General features: G+C 36.9%; 19 protein-coding genes and 1 pseudogene. 11 read left to right on the forward strand and 9 right to left on the reverse strand.

What is annotated here, in order from left to right; all coding sequences use genetic code 11:
• The first annotated feature begins 19 nt into the window (after window positions 1–19).
• From ACTJJH_RS00090 to ACTJJH_RS00110, 5 genes are read left to right on the forward strand one after another with little or no spacing between them, the layout of a single operon-like run.
• Window positions 20–811, forward strand: coding sequence for a DUF1365 domain-containing protein (locus tag ACTJJH_RS00090; RefSeq protein ID WP_440600520.1), 792 nt, complete (start codon window positions 20–22; stop codon window positions 809–811).
• Entirely contained in the window at window positions 808–2007 is a 1200-nt protein-coding gene (locus tag ACTJJH_RS00095; RefSeq protein ID WP_271055755.1) for an SAM-dependent methyltransferase, read from the forward strand. Before ACTJJH_RS00090 ends, ACTJJH_RS00095 begins: the two co-directional genes overlap by 4 nt.
• Before the next feature lie 29 nt (window positions 2008–2036).
• Complete coding sequence (locus tag ACTJJH_RS00100; protein ID WP_060464694.1) at window positions 2037–2816, forward strand: DUF1295 domain-containing protein; 780 nt, start codon at window positions 2037–2039, stop codon at window positions 2814–2816.
• Between the two features lie 8 nt (window positions 2817–2824).
• Entirely contained in the window at window positions 2825–3874 is a 1050-nt protein-coding gene (locus ACTJJH_RS00105; protein ID WP_440600521.1) for an SAM-dependent methyltransferase, read from the forward strand.
• A 29-nt stretch (window positions 3875–3903) separates the two neighbouring features.
• Window positions 3904–5232 (forward strand): sensor histidine kinase, encoded by a 1329-nt coding sequence (locus tag ACTJJH_RS00110; protein WP_440600522.1) that lies wholly within the window; start codon window positions 3904–3906, stop codon window positions 5230–5232.
• Here the strand turns inward: ACTJJH_RS00110 and ACTJJH_RS00115 are convergent.
• The 3 genes from ACTJJH_RS00115 to ACTJJH_RS00125 are packed head-to-tail and all read right to left on the reverse strand — an operon-like array spanning window position 5229 to window position 6975.
• On the reverse strand, window positions 5229–5924 hold the full coding sequence (locus ACTJJH_RS00115; RefSeq protein WP_039758477.1) for a response regulator transcription factor: 696 nt from the start codon (window positions 5922–5924) through the stop codon (window positions 5229–5231). The genes ACTJJH_RS00110 and ACTJJH_RS00115 overlap by 4 nt on opposite strands.
• 17 nt (window positions 5925–5941) lie before the next feature.
• Window positions 5942–6436 carry a chalcone isomerase family protein gene (locus tag ACTJJH_RS00120; RefSeq protein WP_000350280.1) on the reverse strand — a complete coding sequence of 165 codons (495 nt, stop codon included), beginning with the start codon at window positions 6434–6436 and terminating at the stop codon, window positions 5942–5944.
• A complete protein-coding gene (locus ACTJJH_RS00125; protein ID WP_039758461.1) occupies window positions 6403–6975 on the reverse strand; it encodes a nuclear transport factor 2 family protein in 573 nt (190 codons plus the stop codon). The genes ACTJJH_RS00120 and ACTJJH_RS00125 overlap by 34 nt, the downstream gene beginning before the upstream one ends.
• A 280-nt stretch (window positions 6976–7255) precedes the next feature.
• Between ACTJJH_RS00125 and ACTJJH_RS00130 the strand changes: the two are divergent.
• From ACTJJH_RS00130 to ACTJJH_RS00145, 4 genes and pseudogenes are all read left to right on the forward strand, one after another.
• Window positions 7256–7946, forward strand: a pseudogene (locus tag ACTJJH_RS00130) (aspartate/glutamate racemase family protein).
• Window positions 7947–8004: 58 nt separating this feature from the next.
• Entirely contained in the window at window positions 8005–8424 is a 420-nt protein-coding gene (locus ACTJJH_RS00135) for a PH domain-containing protein (RefSeq protein WP_078225108.1), read from the forward strand.
• A 171-nt stretch (window positions 8425–8595) separates the two neighbouring features.
• Window positions 8596–9966 carry a PQQ-dependent sugar dehydrogenase gene (locus ACTJJH_RS00140; RefSeq protein ID WP_440600523.1) on the forward strand — a complete coding sequence of 457 codons (1371 nt, stop codon included), beginning with the start codon at window positions 8596–8598 and terminating at the stop codon, window positions 9964–9966.
• Window positions 9967–10004: 38 nt separating this feature from the next.
• Window positions 10005–10457 (forward strand): GNAT family N-acetyltransferase, encoded by a 453-nt coding sequence (locus ACTJJH_RS00145; protein ID WP_078225106.1) that lies wholly within the window; start codon window positions 10005–10007, stop codon window positions 10455–10457.
• Between the two features lie 59 nt (window positions 10458–10516).
• Here the strand turns inward: ACTJJH_RS00145 and ACTJJH_RS00150 are convergent, their stop codons facing one another.
• Complete coding sequence (locus ACTJJH_RS00150) at window positions 10517–11719, reverse strand: MFS transporter (RefSeq protein WP_440600524.1); 1203 nt, start codon at window positions 11717–11719, stop codon at window positions 10517–10519.
• A gap of 137 nt (window positions 11720–11856) precedes the next feature.
• Here ACTJJH_RS00150 and ACTJJH_RS00155 point away from each other — a divergent pair, with 137 nt between their 5' ends.
• The gene (locus ACTJJH_RS00155; RefSeq protein ID WP_014207150.1) at window positions 11857–12417 is read left to right on the forward strand and encodes a TetR/AcrR family transcriptional regulator; all 561 of its coding nucleotides are present in this window, start codon (window positions 11857–11859) and stop codon (window positions 12415–12417) included.
• Window positions 12418–12872: 455 nt separating this feature from the next.
• A complete protein-coding gene (locus tag ACTJJH_RS00160) occupies window positions 12873–14171 on the forward strand; it encodes a dicarboxylate/amino acid:cation symporter (protein WP_002119617.1) in 1299 nt (432 codons plus the stop codon).
• Between the two features lie 166 nt (window positions 14172–14337).
• On the opposite strand, the gene ACTJJH_RS00165 is transcribed toward ACTJJH_RS00160, so the two are convergent.
• The 5 genes from ACTJJH_RS00165 to ACTJJH_RS00185 form a co-directional block, all read right to left on the reverse strand.
• Window positions 14338–14541, reverse strand: a complete 204-nt coding sequence (locus tag ACTJJH_RS00165) for a hypothetical protein (protein WP_002119766.1) — start codon at window positions 14539–14541, stop codon at window positions 14338–14340.
• 360 nt (window positions 14542–14901) lie between these two features.
• Window positions 14902–15633 carry a hydroxyacylglutathione hydrolase gene (gene gloB, locus ACTJJH_RS00170; RefSeq protein ID WP_262440314.1) on the reverse strand — a complete coding sequence of 244 codons (732 nt, stop codon included), beginning with the start codon at window positions 15631–15633 and terminating at the stop codon, window positions 14902–14904.
• Between the two features lie 152 nt (window positions 15634–15785).
• Window positions 15786–16481, reverse strand: a complete 696-nt coding sequence (locus tag ACTJJH_RS00175) for a methionine ABC transporter permease (RefSeq protein WP_440600525.1) — start codon at window positions 16479–16481, stop codon at window positions 15786–15788.
• Window positions 16478–17503, reverse strand: a complete 1026-nt coding sequence (locus ACTJJH_RS00180; protein ID WP_002119636.1) for a methionine ABC transporter ATP-binding protein — start codon at window positions 17501–17503, stop codon at window positions 16478–16480. The genes ACTJJH_RS00175 and ACTJJH_RS00180 overlap by 4 nt, the downstream gene beginning before the upstream one ends.
• 75 nt (window positions 17504–17578) lie before the next feature.
• Complete coding sequence (locus ACTJJH_RS00185; protein WP_440600526.1) at window positions 17579–18451, reverse strand: MetQ/NlpA family ABC transporter substrate-binding protein; 873 nt, start codon at window positions 18449–18451, stop codon at window positions 17579–17581.
• Window positions 18452–18796 lie beyond the last annotated feature (345 nt).

Consider the following 18796-nt stretch of genomic DNA (forward strand, 5'->3'; position numbering starts at 1 on the left):
ATAAATAAGGAGCTTTCAAATGTTATTAAATAAACTTGCTATCGCTCCTGCGTTTATTCGTCATCGGCGTTATAGCCCTAAACCACATGAGTTTAGATCGACCTTAAATTATTTATGGTTCGATCCAGATCAATTAGTTGATATCACAAAAGATTGTTCACTTTGGTCGACCGACCACTGGAATCTATTAAAACTATCTGAAAAAGATTTTTTAAATATGTATCGCGGTTCTATAAGAGATAGAGTAGAGAAAGCGATACTGCAAAATAATCACTTACATCTTCGGCCAGACTGGCAAATTCGAGTCTTGGCTTTGCCTCGTTGTTTAGGTTTTCGGTTTAATTCGGTCGTATTTTATTTTGTTTTAAATAAAGCTGGAAAACCGCTCTTTATTCTTAGTGAAATCACCAATACTCCGTGGAATGAACGAAAAGTCTATACACACGACTGTATAAAACAACAAGGTCAGTTGGGTGACTATCAAAGTTTTGATTTTAACTTTGAAAAATCATTTCATGTTTCGCCGTTCATGCCCATGCAGTTGACTTACCGTTGGCGATTTAGTTTTTCAGATCAGCAGAATGTCATTCATATGCAGCTTTTTGAAGAGCAAAAACAAGTCTTTGATGCCACTATGCGTTTTGAGCTTGTGCCCATCACATTTCCTTCACAGCAATATCGATATGCTCTTATGAACAGCTTAGCGCCTTTTAAAATGTTGTTTTCAATATATTTAGAGGCATTTAAGTTGTGGCGAAAAAAAGTTCCATTTTATCGTCATCCTAAAAAGATCAAGGTAGATAAGACATGATAAAAACATTTCTTTATGGTGAAGATGACTCACTACCGTTATTGCTTAAGAGTCTTCTCAAACTACGTCATGGACAGATCACTTTTCAGGGCACGTGGAATGGGACGGTCGGTGAAGTTTCAGACTTACATGCTGTGATTGAAGTTCACAATCCTTTATTGATGGATCTTATTTTAAAAAATGGTGTTTTGGGAGCAGCAGAAGGCTACATTCGTGGTGACTGGAGCAGCGAGCACCTTGTCGAGTTGATTCAGATCTTGGCACGTAACCGAGCTGTATTGGACCAAATCAACCAGAATGTTATTGCTCAAGCGAGCCAGTTTTTTCTTAAAGCTTGGTATCAAAATCGAAAGAATTCTATAAGTGGTAGCCGTAAAAATATTGCTGAGCATTACGACTTAAGCAATGACTTTTTTAAATTATTTCTAGATCCGTCTTTAATGTATTCGAGCGCAGTTTTCGAAAATGAAAGCATGACCCTCGAAGAAGCATCTGATTTAAAAAAAGAGATCATTTGTAAAAAGTTAGATTTAAAACCGCTAGATCATTTGGTTGAAATTGGAAGTGGGTGGGGTGGTTTTGCCATTTATGCAGCTCAACATTATGGCTGTAGAGTAACCACCATTACCATTTCACAAGCTCAATATGATGAAGCCGTTACTCGTGTAAATGAAGCTGGCTTGGCACATCGAATTGATGTGCAACTTAAAGACTACCGTTTGCTCGAAGGCAAGTTCGATAAGCTGGTTTCAATTGAAATGGTTGAGGCGGTTGGTGCGCAATATTTATCGACATACTTTGATCAATGTAAAGCACTCTTAAAACCGAAAGGTTTGGCATTTATTCAAGCCATTACCATTGAAGATTTCCGATATAAAAAAGCATTAAATACAGTTGATTATATTAAGCGCTATATTTTCCCGGGTAGCTTCATTCCTAGCATAAGTGTATTAACTCAAACTGCTTCTGAAAGTGGTTTAAGGTTAAAACATTTAAATGATATTGGTTTAAGTTATGCACAAACACTTCATCACTGGCGAGCGCGTTTTTTAGCAGCGCGGGAACAAGTATTGGCTCTGGGTTTCGATGAAAACTTCATTCGCATGTGGGATTTCTATTTATGTTATTGCGAAGGCGGTTTTAAAGAAGGCGTGATAAGCAATGTTCACTTGTTGTTTGAAAGTACCAGTTACTAAATCAAACAGCTCAAGTAAGGAGACTGCTCATGTTTTGGAATTTACTGATTCTAGATTTAATGATCATGTTGCTGAGCTGGCTACTTGCCACTCTAAATGGCCGAGCTGGAATAGTAGATGCTGCATGGAGTTTCTGTCTGGCAGTAAACATTATCGTGTCTTCTTTACTCATTTCAGTTGCCCCAGTTGAAGTGCGTCTTTTTATCGGTATTTTTAGCGGTTTATGGTTTTTAAGATTATTTTGGCACCTGTTAAGACGTTATCAATCTGAACAAAAAGAAGATGGCCGTTACGCGAGCATGCGTAAAGCGATGGGTAAGTTTCAGCATATTGGCTTTTTATTCTTTTTTATCTTTCAAACACTTTTAGTGCTTTTGTTCTTTTTGCCGATGTGGATGCTCCTCAATGTAGAGGCAACTGAATGGAGTAGTGGATATAAAGTCGCTTTAGTAATTGCTGCTGTCATCATGGCAATTGCTTTCATTGGAGAACAACTCGCTGATCAGCAGTTATACCGATTTAAATTAAATCCAGATCATCATGGCAAAACGATGGATCAGGGTTTATGGCGTTATTCACGTCACCCCAATTATTTTTTTGAATGGTTACACTGGTTTGCCTATCCAATTATTGGTTTAGCGGCAGGCCAATATTTATTGTGGATTTATCCGTTACTGATGTGGCTATTTTTATATTACGTCACGGGTATTCCATTTAGTGAAAAACAAGCAATTAAAAGTCGCGGTCAAAATTATCTTGATTATCAACAAAAAACGTCAATGTTTATTCCGCGAAAACCCAAAAAATAGGTGCGCATATGGATTTTATTGTTCATCAGTCTTTGAAAATTGTTGAAAGTGGTGTGATTCCAGATCATGCCATTCGAGCTGCAATTCGTGCTTTAAGTAAAAAGCGCTTAATCCAAGAAGGCCGTTATGACCCTGAACAAGGAGCACAGCGCTACATGGATGTGCTTAATATGCTGAAGAAGAGCGAAATCGCGGTTGAAACGGATAAGGCAAACGAGCAGCACTATGAATTGCCGACCGAGTTTTTTCAGGCGGTGCTTGGAAAAAGACTCAAATATAGTGCATGTTATTTCCCGACTAAAACCACAACTTTAGATGAGGCAGAAGAGTTGGCTCTTCAGATTTATTGTGAAAGAGCACAACTTAAAAACGATCAACAGATTTTAGAGTTAGGCTGTGGATGGGGCTCTTTAACTTTGTGGATGGCAGAAAACTATCCGCGCTCACAGATTACAGCTGTTTCAAATTCTGCCACTCAGAAAAAGCATATTCTTCGACAAGCAGAATTGAGAGGTTTAACCAATATTGAAGTGCTTACCTGTGATGTGAATGTACTCGACTTAGACCAAGACAAGTTTGATCGTATTGTATCGGTCGAAATGTTTGAACACGTCCGTAATTACCAACTTCTTTTTGAAAAAATTCAGAGCTGGTTAAAGGCAGACGGCTTACTTTGGTGTCATATTTTTTGCCATCGCTTTTTACATTATCCTTTTGAAGTGAAATCAGATTATGATTGGATGTCCAAGTATTTCTTTACTGGCGGTTTAATGCCTTCGACTTCAACTTTTTTGCATTTTCAAGAGCATTTAGAGTTGGCTCAACAGTGGCAGTGGTCGGGTGAGCACTATATGAGAACGGCAAATGCTTGGCTTGATAACATGGATAACCAAGAAGTCGAACTAAAGCCCCTGTTTAAAAAAATCTATGGAAAAGATGCCAATATTTGGTGGCAACGCTGGCGTATTTTCTTTATGGCTTGTGCTGAGTTATTTGGTTTTGAGCAAGGTCAAGAATGGGTCATTGGTCACTTTTTATTTAAAAAGCGATCAAAGTAATTTCTATAGCCTATCCCGGCGATAAAGATATGATAAGAACTCGACATGATGGCAAAACGAGACATCCATTAGCCCAAATGTTCAATCGATATTACTGGTTGCAGATTGGTCTGATTGCATTATCGATCGTGGTCGGGTTGGCTTGTAGTGCTTGGGTGATTAAGGGTTCTTTACTTAAAACCGCTTTAGAACAGGAAATGGAGCATTACTGGTTACGTATAGAACGTAACCCAAATGCTGATTTACCAGATACCAAAAATTTATATGGATATCGGTGGAATACACAGGTCGCGCCTCAACCTTTTCGGGGCATGCATTTAGAAAGTGGCGTGCACCGAGTATTCGTTGATGGTAAAGAACGAATGACGGTCTATGGTGAGCGTAATGGTCAACATGTTCTGTTGGTATTTGGCGAAAGCAATGTTAATAAGCTGATCTGGTTATTTGGTCTCGCTCCACTGATGTTCAGCTTATCTGTTCTATATAGCTTTTTGTGGTGGTCAAACCGAAGAGCAAGACGCTATTTTTCCCCGATTACGCGTTTAGCGAATGCTTTAGAGAATATTGATTGGGCACATCAAGATACTCAGGCATCTCCTTTTAGAGATATTAATACCAATGGCAATATGGAAGCTGAATATCTCAAACAAGCTTTAGAAAAATATCATCAGGTTTTAAGTGATTTTATTCGACGCGAAAGAGAATTTACTGGTGATGTAAGTCATGAGTTACGCACTCCACTCACCATTTTGAAAGGTAATGTGCAACTTTGTCAGGCGAAATATGGAGACGATAAATCCTTGGTCCGTCTTCATAACACAATTGAAGATATGCAGTTGCTCGTCGATACCTTACTGGCTATTGCTCGGAATACGGTAAAAAGCTTGCCGTCTGAGAAAAATTTATTATCCAAAACGGTAAAAGATCTTGTTGAAAGTTTAGAAGCGGTGAGTGTAGGTAAAGGGATACAGATTAATATTCAACCTGACGTTTCTGAGCAGCCACGTTGGTTATTTCCTTCGATGACTCAAATGGTTTTAGGTAATATTTTACGTAATGCCCTGAACTATTCTCAAGGTTCACAAATCGACATTATTCAACAAAAAAACAGCCTGATTATTGCAGATAATGGAATTGGAATTTCTTTACCTAACGATGTAAAGGTGCAAGAGCTCAGCGATTCACAACTTTCCTTAAAGGCTAAAGGCCATGGCATTGGTTTGCAATTGGTACAAAAGCTTTGCAAACAACTAGGATGGAGAGTGGAGCTGTTTGATCGACAATATTATTTAACCACTCATCCTGAACTCGATTTGGAGCCAACCACAGGCTTAATTGTTGTGGTCTATTTAAGTTAAGTCGCGGAATCTTCCAAAGCAATTTTTAAACCGACACCTGCCACTGTATGTAATAGCTTTGGGTCAAAAGGTTTATCAACCATTTTTCTTAAGTTATAAATGTGACTGCGTAACGCATCACTTTCAGGCTCTTCATCACCCCATAATTCCATCATCAGTTCTTGCTTGGTTACCACTTTTGGAGACTGGCGCATCAAAATTTTTAATAGTTTAAATTGAATAGGGGGTAACTCGATATTATTTCCGGCACGAACCACGGTTTGAGTTGCGCTATCAAGAATTAAGTCGTGAATTTGAATTTTATGGTGAGTGACTTCGCCAGCTGCTCTTTTTATTAATGCACGAATCCGCATTACTAGTTCATTAAAATCAAAAGGTTTTACCAAATAATCATCTGTGCCAGCAGTAAAACCTTTAAGTTTGTCATCTAAAGTATCTCTTGCTGTGAGCATAAGAACAGGAATATCAACGCCTTGTTCAATGCGTAGCCAGTTGCATAGGTCATAACCCGAGCCATCGGGCAAATTTATATCAAGCAACAAAAGATGATAATGCTGAGATTTGAGAAAAGTCCGTGCAGCATCTAAATTACGTGCATGATCGACAACATAACCATGCACTTCAAGAAATTCGCAGACCGTTGCTGCAAGTTCAAAATGGTCCTCAACCATGAGGATAAAGTGATTACCCATGAGATTTTATTAAGCCATTAATTTAATAATTGTTGTTTTAATTTAGCATTAAACGGTTCACTACCAAACCAGATTTTAAAATATTGATTTGCATTCGGATTGTTCAAAGAACCGAGTAGCTTCTGGTTTAATTTCAGTTCTAGTTTTTGATTTTCATGTTGATAATAGAGACTATAAAGATCTCCACTCTTAATTGGCCTATATAGTTCATTAATATGATTAAGCGGAGATTTAGCATCAAAGCCGCTAACATTTTTCTTCAAAAAGTGGGTGGCTGCGCGTTTAAATGCCCACTCGGGAATATCGCGGTTATAGCTAAAGTCCATTTTGATGCTTTGGCTTTGCCAATTTTTTTGGCAATCTTCAGCAAAGTAACTGACATTTCCCACCTTTTTACTCGTAACCATTAAAGGTGCTGAACTGCATTTTTTCAATTCAGCCGCATTGGCTTGAGATACGATTAAGATTCCTAGAAATATCAAGATTCGACTTTTTTGAACGGCAATATCCATTTATATACTCCTCCAAATATTGGTAAAGAACGGTAGAGGCCATTCGCTGGATCCCAATAATCTTGCTGGAAAATAATTTTTTGTTGGTCATTAATCTTAATTTGACTAATTCCATAAGAAGCCATGGTTTTTGAGCGACCTAACATTTTAAAGTCATAGGTCATGTACCAATGAATGTAGGCTGTATCTTGGTGATGAGTTGCACTAATGAGTTTTACCGTGACATTATTCACTCGGGCATTCATGCCTTCAAAATGCTTAATGAGATCTTTCTTTTGAGAGAACTGTGAGAGTGTATCGTTGATATAGAGCTGATCAGCGTAAAGATTGCTGGCATTATTTACAAAAGAAGGGGTGCCGAGCGTATTAAATGCAGCGACAAAACGATTGCCGATATCTAGCGCCTGTTGATCATCTAATTCTATACCAGTAATTTTTTGTTCAGCTTTGCCATAGTCACCTGAGTAACTAGGCACACTTTTACACGCCGTTAAACCTACCAAAGTAATCAGCCCTAGGGCTGTAGTTATAATTTTCATGTCGATATCCAAGCCAACTTTATAAGATTAAATTAAAGAGCTGGTCGTGAATTTTGCGTGAATTCTTATGTTTTATGATTTGGGTTTAATGGAGAGCGTTTTCTGTTTTGGAAATTTAATAAACTAGGTCTAATCAACTTAAAAATTTCTATCGACTTCACAGCGTTTAAGATTAATAAATAAGATAAGCAAGAAAAAATTTAAGAAAGCAATTTTATTCTAGCTGCGCTTTACCTATAAGAGATATAGATAGGTTTTACATAAATAGAAGGATTCAATAATGAAAACAATCGGCTTATTAGGTGGAATGAGTTGGGAATCGACAGCGCTTTATTATCAGCAAATCAATAAAATGGTTCATTGTAAATTAGGAAAATTGCACTCTGCTAAGGTCATTATTAATAGTGTTGATTTTGAAGAAATAGCAGCCTTGCAAGCGAAGGGTTTATGGCAAGAAGCTGGCACATATTTAGCTGAGCAAGCACAAAATTTAGAAAAAGCAGGGGGCAGATTGTATTTTGGTGTGTACTAACAACATGCATAAAGTTGCTGCGCAGATTGAAGATTCAATTTCGATTCCTTTCTTACACATTGCTGATGCAACGGCAAAAGAAATTTTGAGTCAAAATATTGGTAAAGTTGCACTGTTAGGAACAGCTTTTACAATGGAGCAAGATTTTTGTAAAGCTCGATTGCGGGATTATGGAATTGATGTTGTTATTCCAAATGAAGCCGACCGAAAGACAGTTCATCGCATTATTTATGAAGAACTTTGTTTAGGTGTGATCAACCCAGATTCTCAGCAAAAGTACATTGCTATTGTAGAAAGACTCATAACTGAAGGCGCCCAAGGCGTTATCTTGGGTTGTACTGAAATTTGTATGTTAATTGGTGAGCTTAAATTCTCGGTTCCTTTATTTGATACTACAGCCATTCATGCAAAAGAAGCAGTGAGTTTTGCTTTAACTTAAGAAGATAAATTAGAAACAATAAATTGTTAGGAATTAATTTTAAAGATGGAGGATAACTTTGAAATTTAGATCAAAAATTGATTGGTGGCTTTTACTCATATTTATTGTTGTCACTGGCAATATCCTTATGAAAATTTATGAAGCAAATCATCATTATTCTTTAGCTTCAAATTTTCAGCACCTCTTCATTTATAGTTTAGTCATTTTGGTTATTTGGCTTCCGGTCTTTAACACGTATTACGTAGTAGAAAACAACACATTAATCATTAAGAGCTTGGTATTTCGATGGAAAATTAATATCAATGATATTACTCAAATAGAACCTACCCATAATCCACTTTCTTCTCCAGCATTATCGCTAGATCGACTTAAAATTTATTATATGAAAGATGGAAGAATGGCTACAGTAATGATCTCGCCCAAAGATAAAGAGGGTTTCTTAAATGCTTTACACAAAAGTTCTGGGACAAAGTTCTAATTGATAGTTAATGAAGACAGTAAATTAAGTGCCTAATAAACACTCAGTTATGTATTAGATTTTTGAAAATACGGTCTGTAATGCTCAGCACAGTTAAATAAATCAACTATAAGTCTCTCTTCTAAAGCATTAACCTGTATTTATTGCGAATAAATAAAATGGAGATAAAAGATGCTTAACGATTTTTTGAAGCCAACTTTAGGCATTACGATTGTATGTGTACTTGCAGGATGTGCGTCATCCTCTCAATATCCAATTACTGATAGTTATGGCCCAGAACCAAAACTTCCTGAACCCAAAACAAGCTTATTCCCGACCGTTAATATAGCCCCAGCAGAGGGCTGGCCAAATGGCGCTATGCCAACTCCAGCAGAAGGTTTAAAGGTCAAAGCCTTTGCCAAAGGACTTGAGCACCCGCGTTGGCTTTATGTATTACCAAATGGCGATGTATTAGTTGCTGAAACAGATGCTCCGCCTAAACCGGAAGACAGCAAAGGTATTAAAGGTAAAATCATGACTTTTGTGATGAGACGTGCAGGCTCATCACATCCAAGTGCAAACCGTATTAGCTTACTTCGTGACACTAATGGAGATGGCGTCGCTGACCAGAAAACGGTATTTCTTCAAAACTTAAATTCTCCATTTGGTATGGCATTGGTAGGTAATAACTTATATATCGCTAATACGGATGCACTGGTGCGTTTTCCTTACCAAGAAGGAGAAACTCAAATTACAGCCAGTGGAACCAAAGTGTTGGACTTACCGGGTGGTCCTTTAAATCACCATTGGACCAAAAATGTGATTGCTAACCCAGCTGGAACCAAGCTGTACATTACCGTTGGTTCTAACAGTAACGTTGCTGAAAATGGTTTAGATCAAGAAAAAGGTCGAGCACAAATTACAGAGTTTGATATTGCAAGTGGTCAGTCTCGCCCATTTGCAACAGGACTGCGTAATCCTAATGGTATGGCTTGGCAACCTCAAAGCGGTAAACTTTGGACGGTGGTTAATGAACGCGATGAAATTGGGAGTGACCTAGTGCCCGATTATATGACTTCGGTTCAAGACGGTGCTTTTTATGGTTGGCCTTATAGCTATTATGGTCAACATGTTGATGTGCGAGTAAAACCGCAAAATCCTGAAATGGTTGCTCGTGCAATTAAACCCGACTATGCGCTAGGTAACCATACGGCTTCTTTAGGCCTTGCATTTTATGCAACCGAACTGATGCCACAATTTAGAGGTGGTGCATTTATCGGGCAACATGGTTCTTGGAACCGTAAGCCTCACAGTGGTTATAAAGTCATTTTTGTACCATTTAGAAGTGGTCAGCCCTCAGGTCCACCGCAAGATATTTTAACAGGATTCCTCAGCGAGAAAGGTAAAGCCTATGGGCGTCCTGTGGGTGTAGCAATTGATTTCTCAGGTGCTGTGTTAGTTGCAGATGATGTGGGCAATACGATCTGGCGTGTTTCGCCAGTTGCAGAGACGACTTATGAGAGTCCAACCCAGCAATCCATTAGTAGTTTAGTAGTTCAGTGACTCAACCTTAAAAAGGTTGGACAAAATAGGTTTATTTTATGCAAATATTACGGTTATCTGATTACCCTCAATACAAAGAAATGGCTGCACGGTGGTTTTCTGAAAAATGGCAAATCCCTGTGGAAGCCTATCTTGATAGCATTCAGATTTCCATTGATCAAAAGCATGCTATTCCACAGTGGTACATTGTTTTAAATGAAGATAAGCATTTAATTGCTGGAGCAGGAGTCATTGATAATGACTTCCATGAGCGTAAAGATTTAACACCAAACTTATGTGCTTTATTTGTAGAAGAGAACTATCGAAACCAAAATATTGCAAAGCACATTTTAGATTTTATACGTGAAGACTTGAGTAATCAGGGCATCCAAACACTTTATTTAATAACAGACCATACCGAGTTTTATGAAAAATGTGGTTGGCGGTTTTTAATGTTGGTAAAGGATGAGGAAGGCGAGATGGTACGTATGTATGTAGCAGATACTTTTTAATAGAATTTAAAGAACATCTAAAAAAAATAGCCTCTATAGAGGCTATTTTTTTTTTAGGCTTATTTACTTTTAAAGTTTTTAAAAATCAGAAGAAGGGCAACAAACGATAGTAAAATAATAAAACTAATATAACTATTTGCTGTACTCATCAGCCCAATTTTCCCAACAAAATAGCCAGCTAAAATTGCTGGAACACTAAAAGCCAAATAGCTTTCAACAAAGAATGCAGCCATTAAACCTGCGCGTTCTTCGGGTAAAGCGAGGGGCATGACTGTGCGAATTGCTCCCATGAAAGCTGTACCAAAACCCACACCCGTAATAATAGAACCAAGAAATAAAACTACTGCATTTGTAAGATTAATTGCTAAAAATAAAATGGTTGAACCAATAGCAATTGAAAGAGTACCTGTTAATAAAATACGGTAATTTGTCGACTTCCTAAGCGTTAATATACCGACTGCACCTGAGAGTGCTAGCGCCATAAACATAATACCGTTTAGCCATGCCGATGAAGTATGGAAAATTTTTGCCAGTAAAGAGGGCATAAGTGATAGGAAGAAACCACTGACCATCCAAAGAGCAATATTAATAGGGCTAATACTCAATAAAGCACTTTTTGTTTGTGGGGGAATAGCCATATTGGGTTTTAAAGAGGCAAGTGCACCCGATCTTTTTTGGGCTGTTTCAGGAGTAAAAAAACTTAAAATGAGTTCACAAATAAGAAGAAGACATAAAAATTCAAAAACAAGCTGTAAGGGTTGGGTAGAGAATTGCAAAATAGAACAAGTTAGAAATATACCAACAGCCATGCCGACCATTGGTGCGATACTATTAATAAGCGAACCCTGAAGCTTACTAAAATCTAAAATTGCTGCGCCTATAGCCGAGACAGCAAGCCCTGTTGCGATTCCTTGTAAGCCCCGTGCAATAAATAACATCGAAACATCTGAAGCAAATAAGAAAAAGCTCATCGAAATAATTTGCAGAAAAATGGCTGCAATAATGACAGGACGGCGTCCAATATAGTCAGACAAAGAACCAATAATCAGTAATGAACCCAGCAAAGTAAAAGCATAAGTTGCAAAAATTAAAGTCAAAGTAACAGGCGAAAATTGCCAAAGCTGTTGGTATAGACGATAAAGTGGAGTCGGTGCACTAGACGCCGCCATAAAGGTCATGAGCGTGATTGTATTAAGTGTCAATGCACTTGCACTATCTAACTGAAAAACTGATACAGACCGTTTTGAACTTGAATTGTTCATATAAGATGAATAACATAAAAGCGAATATTTAGCTTTTATATATTATTTTCACACTAAAGCAAATCCTTAGCTTTAGTGTATTTTGTATATAGATATAAATATTTATAAATTTTTTGATCCCTTTACAGAGTTTATAAATGGCAAAAGTTGTTACTGGCTTACGTCCTGGTGGTCGTAGTGAAAGAATTCAAACTGCGGTGCATCAAGCGGTAAAAGAGCTTCAAAAAACCTTAGAGCAGAGCCAAATTACCATACCTATGATCGCTCATGAGGCAGGAGTAACACCTTCAACAATTTACCGCCGTTGGGGCGATATTAATCAGCTATTTTCAGATGTAGCCCTAAATGAACTTAAACCTGATATGGAACCAAAAGATTTAGGTTCATTTCAGCTAGATATCACTGCATGGATTGAACAATATTTTGAGGAGTATTCTTCTGAAGTTGGTCAAACATTATTGCGTGATGTGCTATATACAGCCGACTCTTCAAATGCAAGAAAATGTGAAACCTTAATTATTCAACAACTTGATATTATTCAAGCCAGAGCTAAATCGCGTAATGAACCCACTATAAATAATGAAGAAATTATCGAAGCTGTTATTGCCCCTATGCTATTTCGCATCTTATTCACTGAACGTACATTAAGCTTAGATTACGTCCACATTTTATTGGAACGGTTATTTAACGCTCCCTAATTTGAATTAATTTCAAAGCCTATTAGTGTGATTTTTTTAACAAAAAAGAGACACTTTATCTTGTTAAAAAATTATATATCAATTTTTCTTATTATTTTTAAACTAAATTTTCATAATTTATAATTTACATGTTTTTTATAAAATCATTTATTTAATAAATGTTGTGCTGGTATGAGACAATTAAACTTCTACAGCCATTTTTGTGCATGTTTTTACTTAAAATATTAAGATTAAATAATGCTTTATAACGAATTTTGGTTGTTTTTTTATCTTTTAAAACTAGAAAATTAAAATGATTTTATATAATTTATTGCATGATTATTGAATTTGACATTTTTTAAATTTATAACACAGGCCGTTTTTTATTCTTTACAATGGCTTTTCCTTGATAAAGCAGCTTGTGGTGCACGCTTTATATTTTATTTTTTTATCCCCATCGAAAAGGTATTTAGATAATGGATTTCAATACCCTTGACCAAGAAACGGTACAGAAAAAACAGAAGTTTCACCAAATTTTGTATGTACAGGTCATCTTTGCAATTATTTTGGGCATTTTAATTGGTCATTTTTACCCAGAACTTGGCGAAAGTTTAAAACCGCTTGGTGATGCATTCATCAAGATTGTTAAAATGATTATTGCTCCCGTCATCTTTTTAACCGTTGTTACAGGCATTGCCAGTATGACAAACATGAGCCGAGTTGGCCGTGTAACTGGTAAAGCTATGCTTTATTTCCTTACCTTCTCAAGCTTGGCGCTAGTAGTTGGTATGATTGTGGCAAATATTATCCAACCAGGTAAAGGTCTTAATATTGACCCCGCTACCTTAGTCAACGATAAAGTAAATACTTACGTTGAAAAGGCGCATGCAACAAATATTACTGACTTCTTCATGAATATTATCCCGCAAACTCTAGTTAGCCCTCTGGCAGGTGGCGAGATTTTGCAGGTTCTGTTTGTGGCGGTGTTATTTGGTATTTCTTTGGCTGCATTGGGTGACCGTGCACGTCCAATTACCGACTTCTTAAATAACTTAACAGCTCCAGTTTTTTACCTTGTTGGTATGTTAATGAAGCTGGCTCCAATCGGTGCTTTTGGTGCAATGGCTTTTACCATTGGTGCGTATGGAATCGAATCAATTGGTAATTTATTGCTATTAATTATGACATTCTATATTACAGCGGTATTGTTTGTCATAGTGATTTTAGGAGCCGTAGCCCGTTACAATGGCTTCTCAATTATTCATTTAATCCGTTATATCAAAGATGAGCTTTGGTTGGTTTTAGGAACAAGTTCTTCTGAAGCAGCTTTACCATCTTTAATGGATAAAATGCAAAAAGCAGGTTGTGAAAAATCGGTGGTAGGTTTGGTGATTCCAACAGGTTATTCATTTAACCTCGATGGTACAAATATATACATGACTATGGCGGCTCTATTCATCGCACAAGCGTGTAATGTTGACTTATCAATTAGTGAACAAATTGCATTGCTTCTTGTGGCAATGGTAAGTTCTAAAGGTGCAGCAGGGGTGACTGGCGCAGGCTTTATTACTCTGGCTGCAACTCTATCGGTTGTACCGGCGGTACCTGTAGCAGGTATGGCTTTAATTCTTGGTATTGACCGTTTTATGTCTGAGTGTCGTGCATTAACAAATTTAGTTGGTAATGCTTGCGCAACAATTGTTGTAGCACGATGGGATAAAGCTTTAGATAAAGATCTTTTAGATAAAGCTTTAAAGAACCCTAAAGCAGAATAATCTTATAAAAAAATCTGTAGCTGAGGGCAATTTGGGAGAGTAGCCCCGCTACAGATTTTTTGTTTAATATCTAAGAATATATTTTAATTAAACCATTCTAAAGTTCTGCAATATTACTTATCTTTCAAAAAAGACAATACTGTAATTAAAATCGAGCCGTAAAAAATTATGCTTTTAAGTGATCTTCAAACTCTTCACCTAATTGCATCGCTAATGAATTACCTGCTAAATCACAGGTCACTAAACCATATTCTTTTTTAAAACTAAAAGTAAAACCTTTTCCATCAGCAAGATTTTTAACTGAATACCCTAACTTTTCTAACCAAATACGAAACGCAATCAAATTTTTAGCTTTAACAACCTTTTTCACGTGAGAACTCCTTCTATCCGTGGCATTACATCTTATTTATTAATAGGGTTTTAATTAGATTTTTTAAAGGGGGAAAACTTTGTTTTATTTTGCAACTTGTAAAAAAAGTAAGATAGAGAAAGAACAGTTTTCATTTTTATAAAAATATGGAGGTGTTATGTAACTAAAAAATAAATACTTTTTATTTAGTGGATTGTTTATTGGCGTGTTTTTAAGAAAATATAAATTTGAGGGAATTTTTAAAAAGATGAATAAATATGAAGATAGTAAATGTAAAAAATAATTACAATCAACGCGCACTATGCAAAAAGATACAGTTCTTAAAATGGAACTGTATCTCTTAAAGGAGAAGCTTTAACTTTAAAAGTTATCTTTAAGTGCACGTAAATGAGCAAAGTCTTCAGCACTTTCTGCACGAAGAAAAGGATTGGTGGCTAATTCTAGTTCAATCGTACTCGGAAGAGTGATTGATCCTTGTTTACGTAGCTCACGAACTTTTTCAGCTCGTTCAGATAAGGCATGGTTATGCGGTTCTACCGTTAAGGCAAATTCGGCATTTGAAAGCGTGTATTCATGCGTACAATAAACTTTGGTTTGTGTTGGTAGCGCTGCTAAACGACTAAGTGAGTGATACATTTGTTCAGCCGTACCTTCAAATAATCGTCCACATCCCATTGCAAACAAAGTGTCACCGCAGAATACAGCTTCTAACTCTTCAATAAAATACACAATGTGCCCTAAGGTGTGACCTGGGGTCGCGATAATCTCTACTTTTAAATCATTAAATTTTAAATGATCGTCATGTTGTAAGGGGTGAGTAATTCCCGGAATTTTTGAGAGCTCATCACGTGGACCATAGACAGTAATATTTTGGGCAGCCGTTAAATCTGCTACACCACCGATATGGTCTTTATGCCAATGAGTGAGCCAGATTTGTTTTAAAGTGAGCTGATGATTTTGACAAAATTGAGTAACAAGTTCAGCTTCTGTTGGATCAACTGCAATAGCCTCTTGGGTTTCAGTATCTTCTAAAATCCAGATATAGTTTTGGAGGGCATTCTGTACATCAATAAAATGAATTCTATAACGCATTGTTTTATCCTAAAACCAAATCCAAAGAGTAAGTAATCACTGTTTTTGATAATAACAGAAAATGGTAGTAAGCCACTCACTCAACCTTTTTATGAAAATGATGTATATAAAACAAAAAAGCCCCCATTTAGGGAGCTTTTTATATGAGTAATTTAACGGATCTTAGAGAGCCAGTTACCTAGCGTCTGTACAATCTGTACTAAGAGCAATAGAACAATTACTGTTAAAATTACAACGCTTGTATCAAAACGTTGGTAACCATAAGAGATTGCTAAGTCACCAATACCACCTGCGCCCACTGCACCAGCCATTGCTGTTGCACCAATCAAACTGATTGTCGCTGTTGTGAGGTTTAAAATGAGTGAACTGCGTGCTTCTGGCAAAATAAAGCGGTAAATAATTTGCCAAGGTGTAGCACCCATCGCCTGAGCAGATTCAATAATTCCTTCATTTACTTCGAGTAAGGAAGTTTCAATCAAACGTCCCATATATGGACCGATGTAAATTGTTAAAGGAACGATCGCTGCCCACGTACCAATTGAAGTACCTACCAATAACTTGGTAAGAGGAATCACTGCAATAAGTAAAATAATAAATGGGAGAGAGCGTAATGCATTTACAATTGGGTTGAGTAAATGATAGACGAATCTATTTGGCAAAATACCTTCTGGTCGAGTTACAAGCAGGATAACCCCTTGAATGAAACCCCAAATACCACCAAATAACAGCGCAAAAAACACCATGTGAAATGTTTCTTGTAGAGCTGTTACAAACTGGTCAATTGAAAGAGAACTGTGCCAGAAAGGTTGAGTAAGTTCAGTTAACCACTGTACGATTAAATCTCTCATACTTGATCTCCTGATTGAACTACACTCACTTCATTTTTCTCTAAAAACTCGATAGCCTGTTTAATTAACTGAGGCTCACCTAGAAGCTGTACAAACATTTGACCAATGACAGTACCGTTAATTTCAGTCATGTTAGCGAATAAGATATTTAAACTAATATCAAATTGTTTAATCAGTGACTGAATTACAGGTTCTTGAGCAGAACGGCCCAAAAACTGTAAACAGTAGATGCTATGGTGATGCTGATTTTCGAGTTGATTTAAAATATTCACAGGCAACTGTTGATGTAACACAGTTTGAATAAAGTTTTTAGTCGTCGGATGTTGAGGATTACTAAAGATATCAATCGTTGAACCTTGTTCAATGACTTTACCAGCTTCCATCACAGCTACATGATCACAAACAGTTTCAATGACATCCATTTCATGGGTCACCATAACGATTGTGATTTTTTGCTCTTGATTGATTTTCTTGAGTAACTCTAAAACAGACTTGGTTGTTTGCGGGTCTAGGGCAGAGGTTGCTTCATCACACAAAAGAATTTTTGGATGATTTGCCAAAGCACGAGCAATACCAACACGTTGCTTTTGGCCGCCAGAAAGTTCATCAGGATAAGCATCTTTTTTATGCTTAAGATCAATGAACTCCAATAACTCATTTAAGCGCTTTTCACGTTCTGCTTTATTGTAATTCAGCAGACGCATTGGCATTTCGATATTTTCAGCAACCGTTTTGGTTTGTAGCAAATTGAAGTGCTGAAAAATCATACCAATATTTGCACGTTCCTGACGTAATGAACGCGCATCCAAAGCAGTGAAGTCCTTTTGATTAATGATAACCTGACCTTCATTTGGTCGTTCAAGTAAGTTAATCAGGCGGATTAAAGTACTTTTACCTGCACCACTATAGCCAATAATGCCAAAAATACTCCCTTCAGGAATTTCCAAATTAATTTGGTCCAGAGCTCGTATGGTTTGGCCTTTAAGCTGATAGTGCTTTGAAATGTTTTTAAATTGAATCATGTCGTCAAAAACTATGCTAAAAAGAAAAAACAGGCAAAGAGTCTTTGCCTGTTTCGCGTTGCAGCTATTATATTACTATTTAGCTTCCGTGAGGTAGCTGATTGGCTGATTCACGTCAACTTTTGTACCACCAAAGTGTTGTTCAACGTATTTTTTAACAGCTTCAGTGTGGTATAGCTGACCAACTTTCTGAAGAACTGGGTCATCTTTGCGAGATTCCGCTGTTGCAAGGATGTTTACATTCAGTTTAGTGCTTTGGTCAACAGGCTCATAGTAGATAGAATCTTTAAGTACGTTCAGACCACCTTCTAAAGCTAATGTATTACCTAAAACAATTGCATCAACTTCATCTTTTACGCGTACAGCTGTCGCCATTTGGATTGGTTTGATATCAATTTTTTTACTGTTATCGATAATATCGCTTGGTGTGCCTTTAGCAGGGTCGAAGTCAGCTTTAAGTTTGATTAAGCCAGCACTTTGTAATAACAATAATGCACGAGCTTCATTCGCTGCATCATTAGGAATTGCAATGCTTGCACCCTGTTGGAATTCTCCTACTTTTTTATGTTTACTTGAGTAGATCCCCATTGGCTCAAGATAAGTTGTAGCAACTGGAGCAATTTTATCTTTATTTGATGCATTGAAAGCAACTAAATATGCATAAGATTGGAAAGCATTTAAGTCAACTTCTTTATTTGCTACAGCTGTATTCATTGCAACATAATCAGTGAAATTTTTCACCTCAAGCTTAATACCAGCAGCTTTAGTTTCTGGTAAAGTCGAAATATAACGCCAGATATCAGCGTCAGAACCAGTTGAGGCAATAACCACAGTTTGAGGTTGTGATGAATCACCACTCTTTCCAGCTTGTGGTTCACTTTGTTGTTTACCGCAAGCTGCAAGTAATAGCACAGACACGCTTAAAAAAAGACTGATCAGCTTTTTCATGTAAAAAAAGTCCTGATTAAGAGAGATATCAACTATTTAGTTGGCTCTCTAGAAAAGAGAATGAGTTTTGTTGTCACGTCACAAAGTTTTGAATGCTAAAAGTTATAGCTTTTAGCTCTTTTCTAATTCCTCAGATACTTGTTTTACCGTTTTTGATCTGTACTCAATAAAACTATTTTCACAACAGTTCTATCATGAGTTGACAGTCTTTAAGCGATTTCTAAAAGTATTCAATGTTAAAAATAACGATTATCCCTAACAGAATTAGATGATGAGCCTCAATATTTAAAGGCACAATAACTTTGTGGAAAGTTCCAACGCTTTATCTAATCATATCAATAAAAA

The sequence above is a fragment of the Acinetobacter sp. 22301 genome, from assembly GCF_052045285.1.
Taxonomy (GTDB): Bacteria; Pseudomonadota; Gammaproteobacteria; order Pseudomonadales; family Moraxellaceae; genus Acinetobacter; species Acinetobacter pittii.

Coding starts and splice junctions, on each gene's coding strand:
- ACTJJH_RS00090 (WP_440600520.1), top strand. CDS start 20: ATGTTATTAAATAAACTTGCTATCGCTCCTGCGTTTATTCGTCATCGG.
- ACTJJH_RS00095 (WP_271055755.1), top strand. CDS start 808: ATGATAAAAACATTTCTTTATGGTGAAGATGACTCACTACCGTTATTG.
- ACTJJH_RS00100 (WP_060464694.1), top strand. CDS start 2,037: ATGTTTTGGAATTTACTGATTCTAGATTTAATGATCATGTTGCTGAGC.
- ACTJJH_RS00105 (WP_440600521.1), top strand. CDS start 2,825: ATGGATTTTATTGTTCATCAGTCTTTGAAAATTGTTGAAAGTGGTGTG.
- ACTJJH_RS00110 (WP_440600522.1), top strand. CDS start 3,904: ATGATAAGAACTCGACATGATGGCAAAACGAGACATCCATTAGCCCAA.
- ACTJJH_RS00115 (WP_039758477.1), bottom strand. CDS start 5,924: ATGGGTAATCACTTTATCCTCATGGTTGAGGACCATTTTGAACTTGCA.
- ACTJJH_RS00120 (WP_000350280.1), bottom strand. CDS start 6,436: ATGGATATTGCCGTTCAAAAAAGTCGAATCTTGATATTTCTAGGAATC.
- ACTJJH_RS00125 (WP_039758461.1), bottom strand. CDS start 6,975: ATGAAAATTATAACTACAGCCCTAGGGCTGATTACTTTGGTAGGTTTA.
- ACTJJH_RS00140 (WP_440600523.1), top strand. CDS start 8,596: ATGCTTAACGATTTTTTGAAGCCAACTTTAGGCATTACGATTGTATGT.
- ACTJJH_RS00145 (WP_078225106.1), top strand. CDS start 10,005: ATGCAAATATTACGGTTATCTGATTACCCTCAATACAAAGAAATGGCT.
- ACTJJH_RS00150 (WP_440600524.1), bottom strand. CDS start 11,719: ATGAACAATTCAAGTTCAAAACGGTCTGTATCAGTTTTTCAGTTAGAT.
- ACTJJH_RS00155 (WP_014207150.1), top strand. CDS start 11,857: ATGGCAAAAGTTGTTACTGGCTTACGTCCTGGTGGTCGTAGTGAAAGA.
- ACTJJH_RS00160 (WP_002119617.1), top strand. CDS start 12,873: ATGGATTTCAATACCCTTGACCAAGAAACGGTACAGAAAAAACAGAAG.
- gloB (WP_262440314.1), bottom strand. CDS start 15,633: ATGCGTTATAGAATTCATTTTATTGATGTACAGAATGCCCTCCAAAAC.
- ACTJJH_RS00175 (WP_440600525.1), bottom strand. CDS start 16,481: ATGAGAGATTTAATCGTACAGTGGTTAACTGAACTTACTCAACCTTTC.
- ACTJJH_RS00180 (WP_002119636.1), bottom strand. CDS start 17,503: ATGATTCAATTTAAAAACATTTCAAAGCACTATCAGCTTAAAGGCCAA.
- ACTJJH_RS00185 (WP_440600526.1), bottom strand. CDS start 18,451: ATGAAAAAGCTGATCAGTCTTTTTTTAAGCGTGTCTGTGCTATTACTT.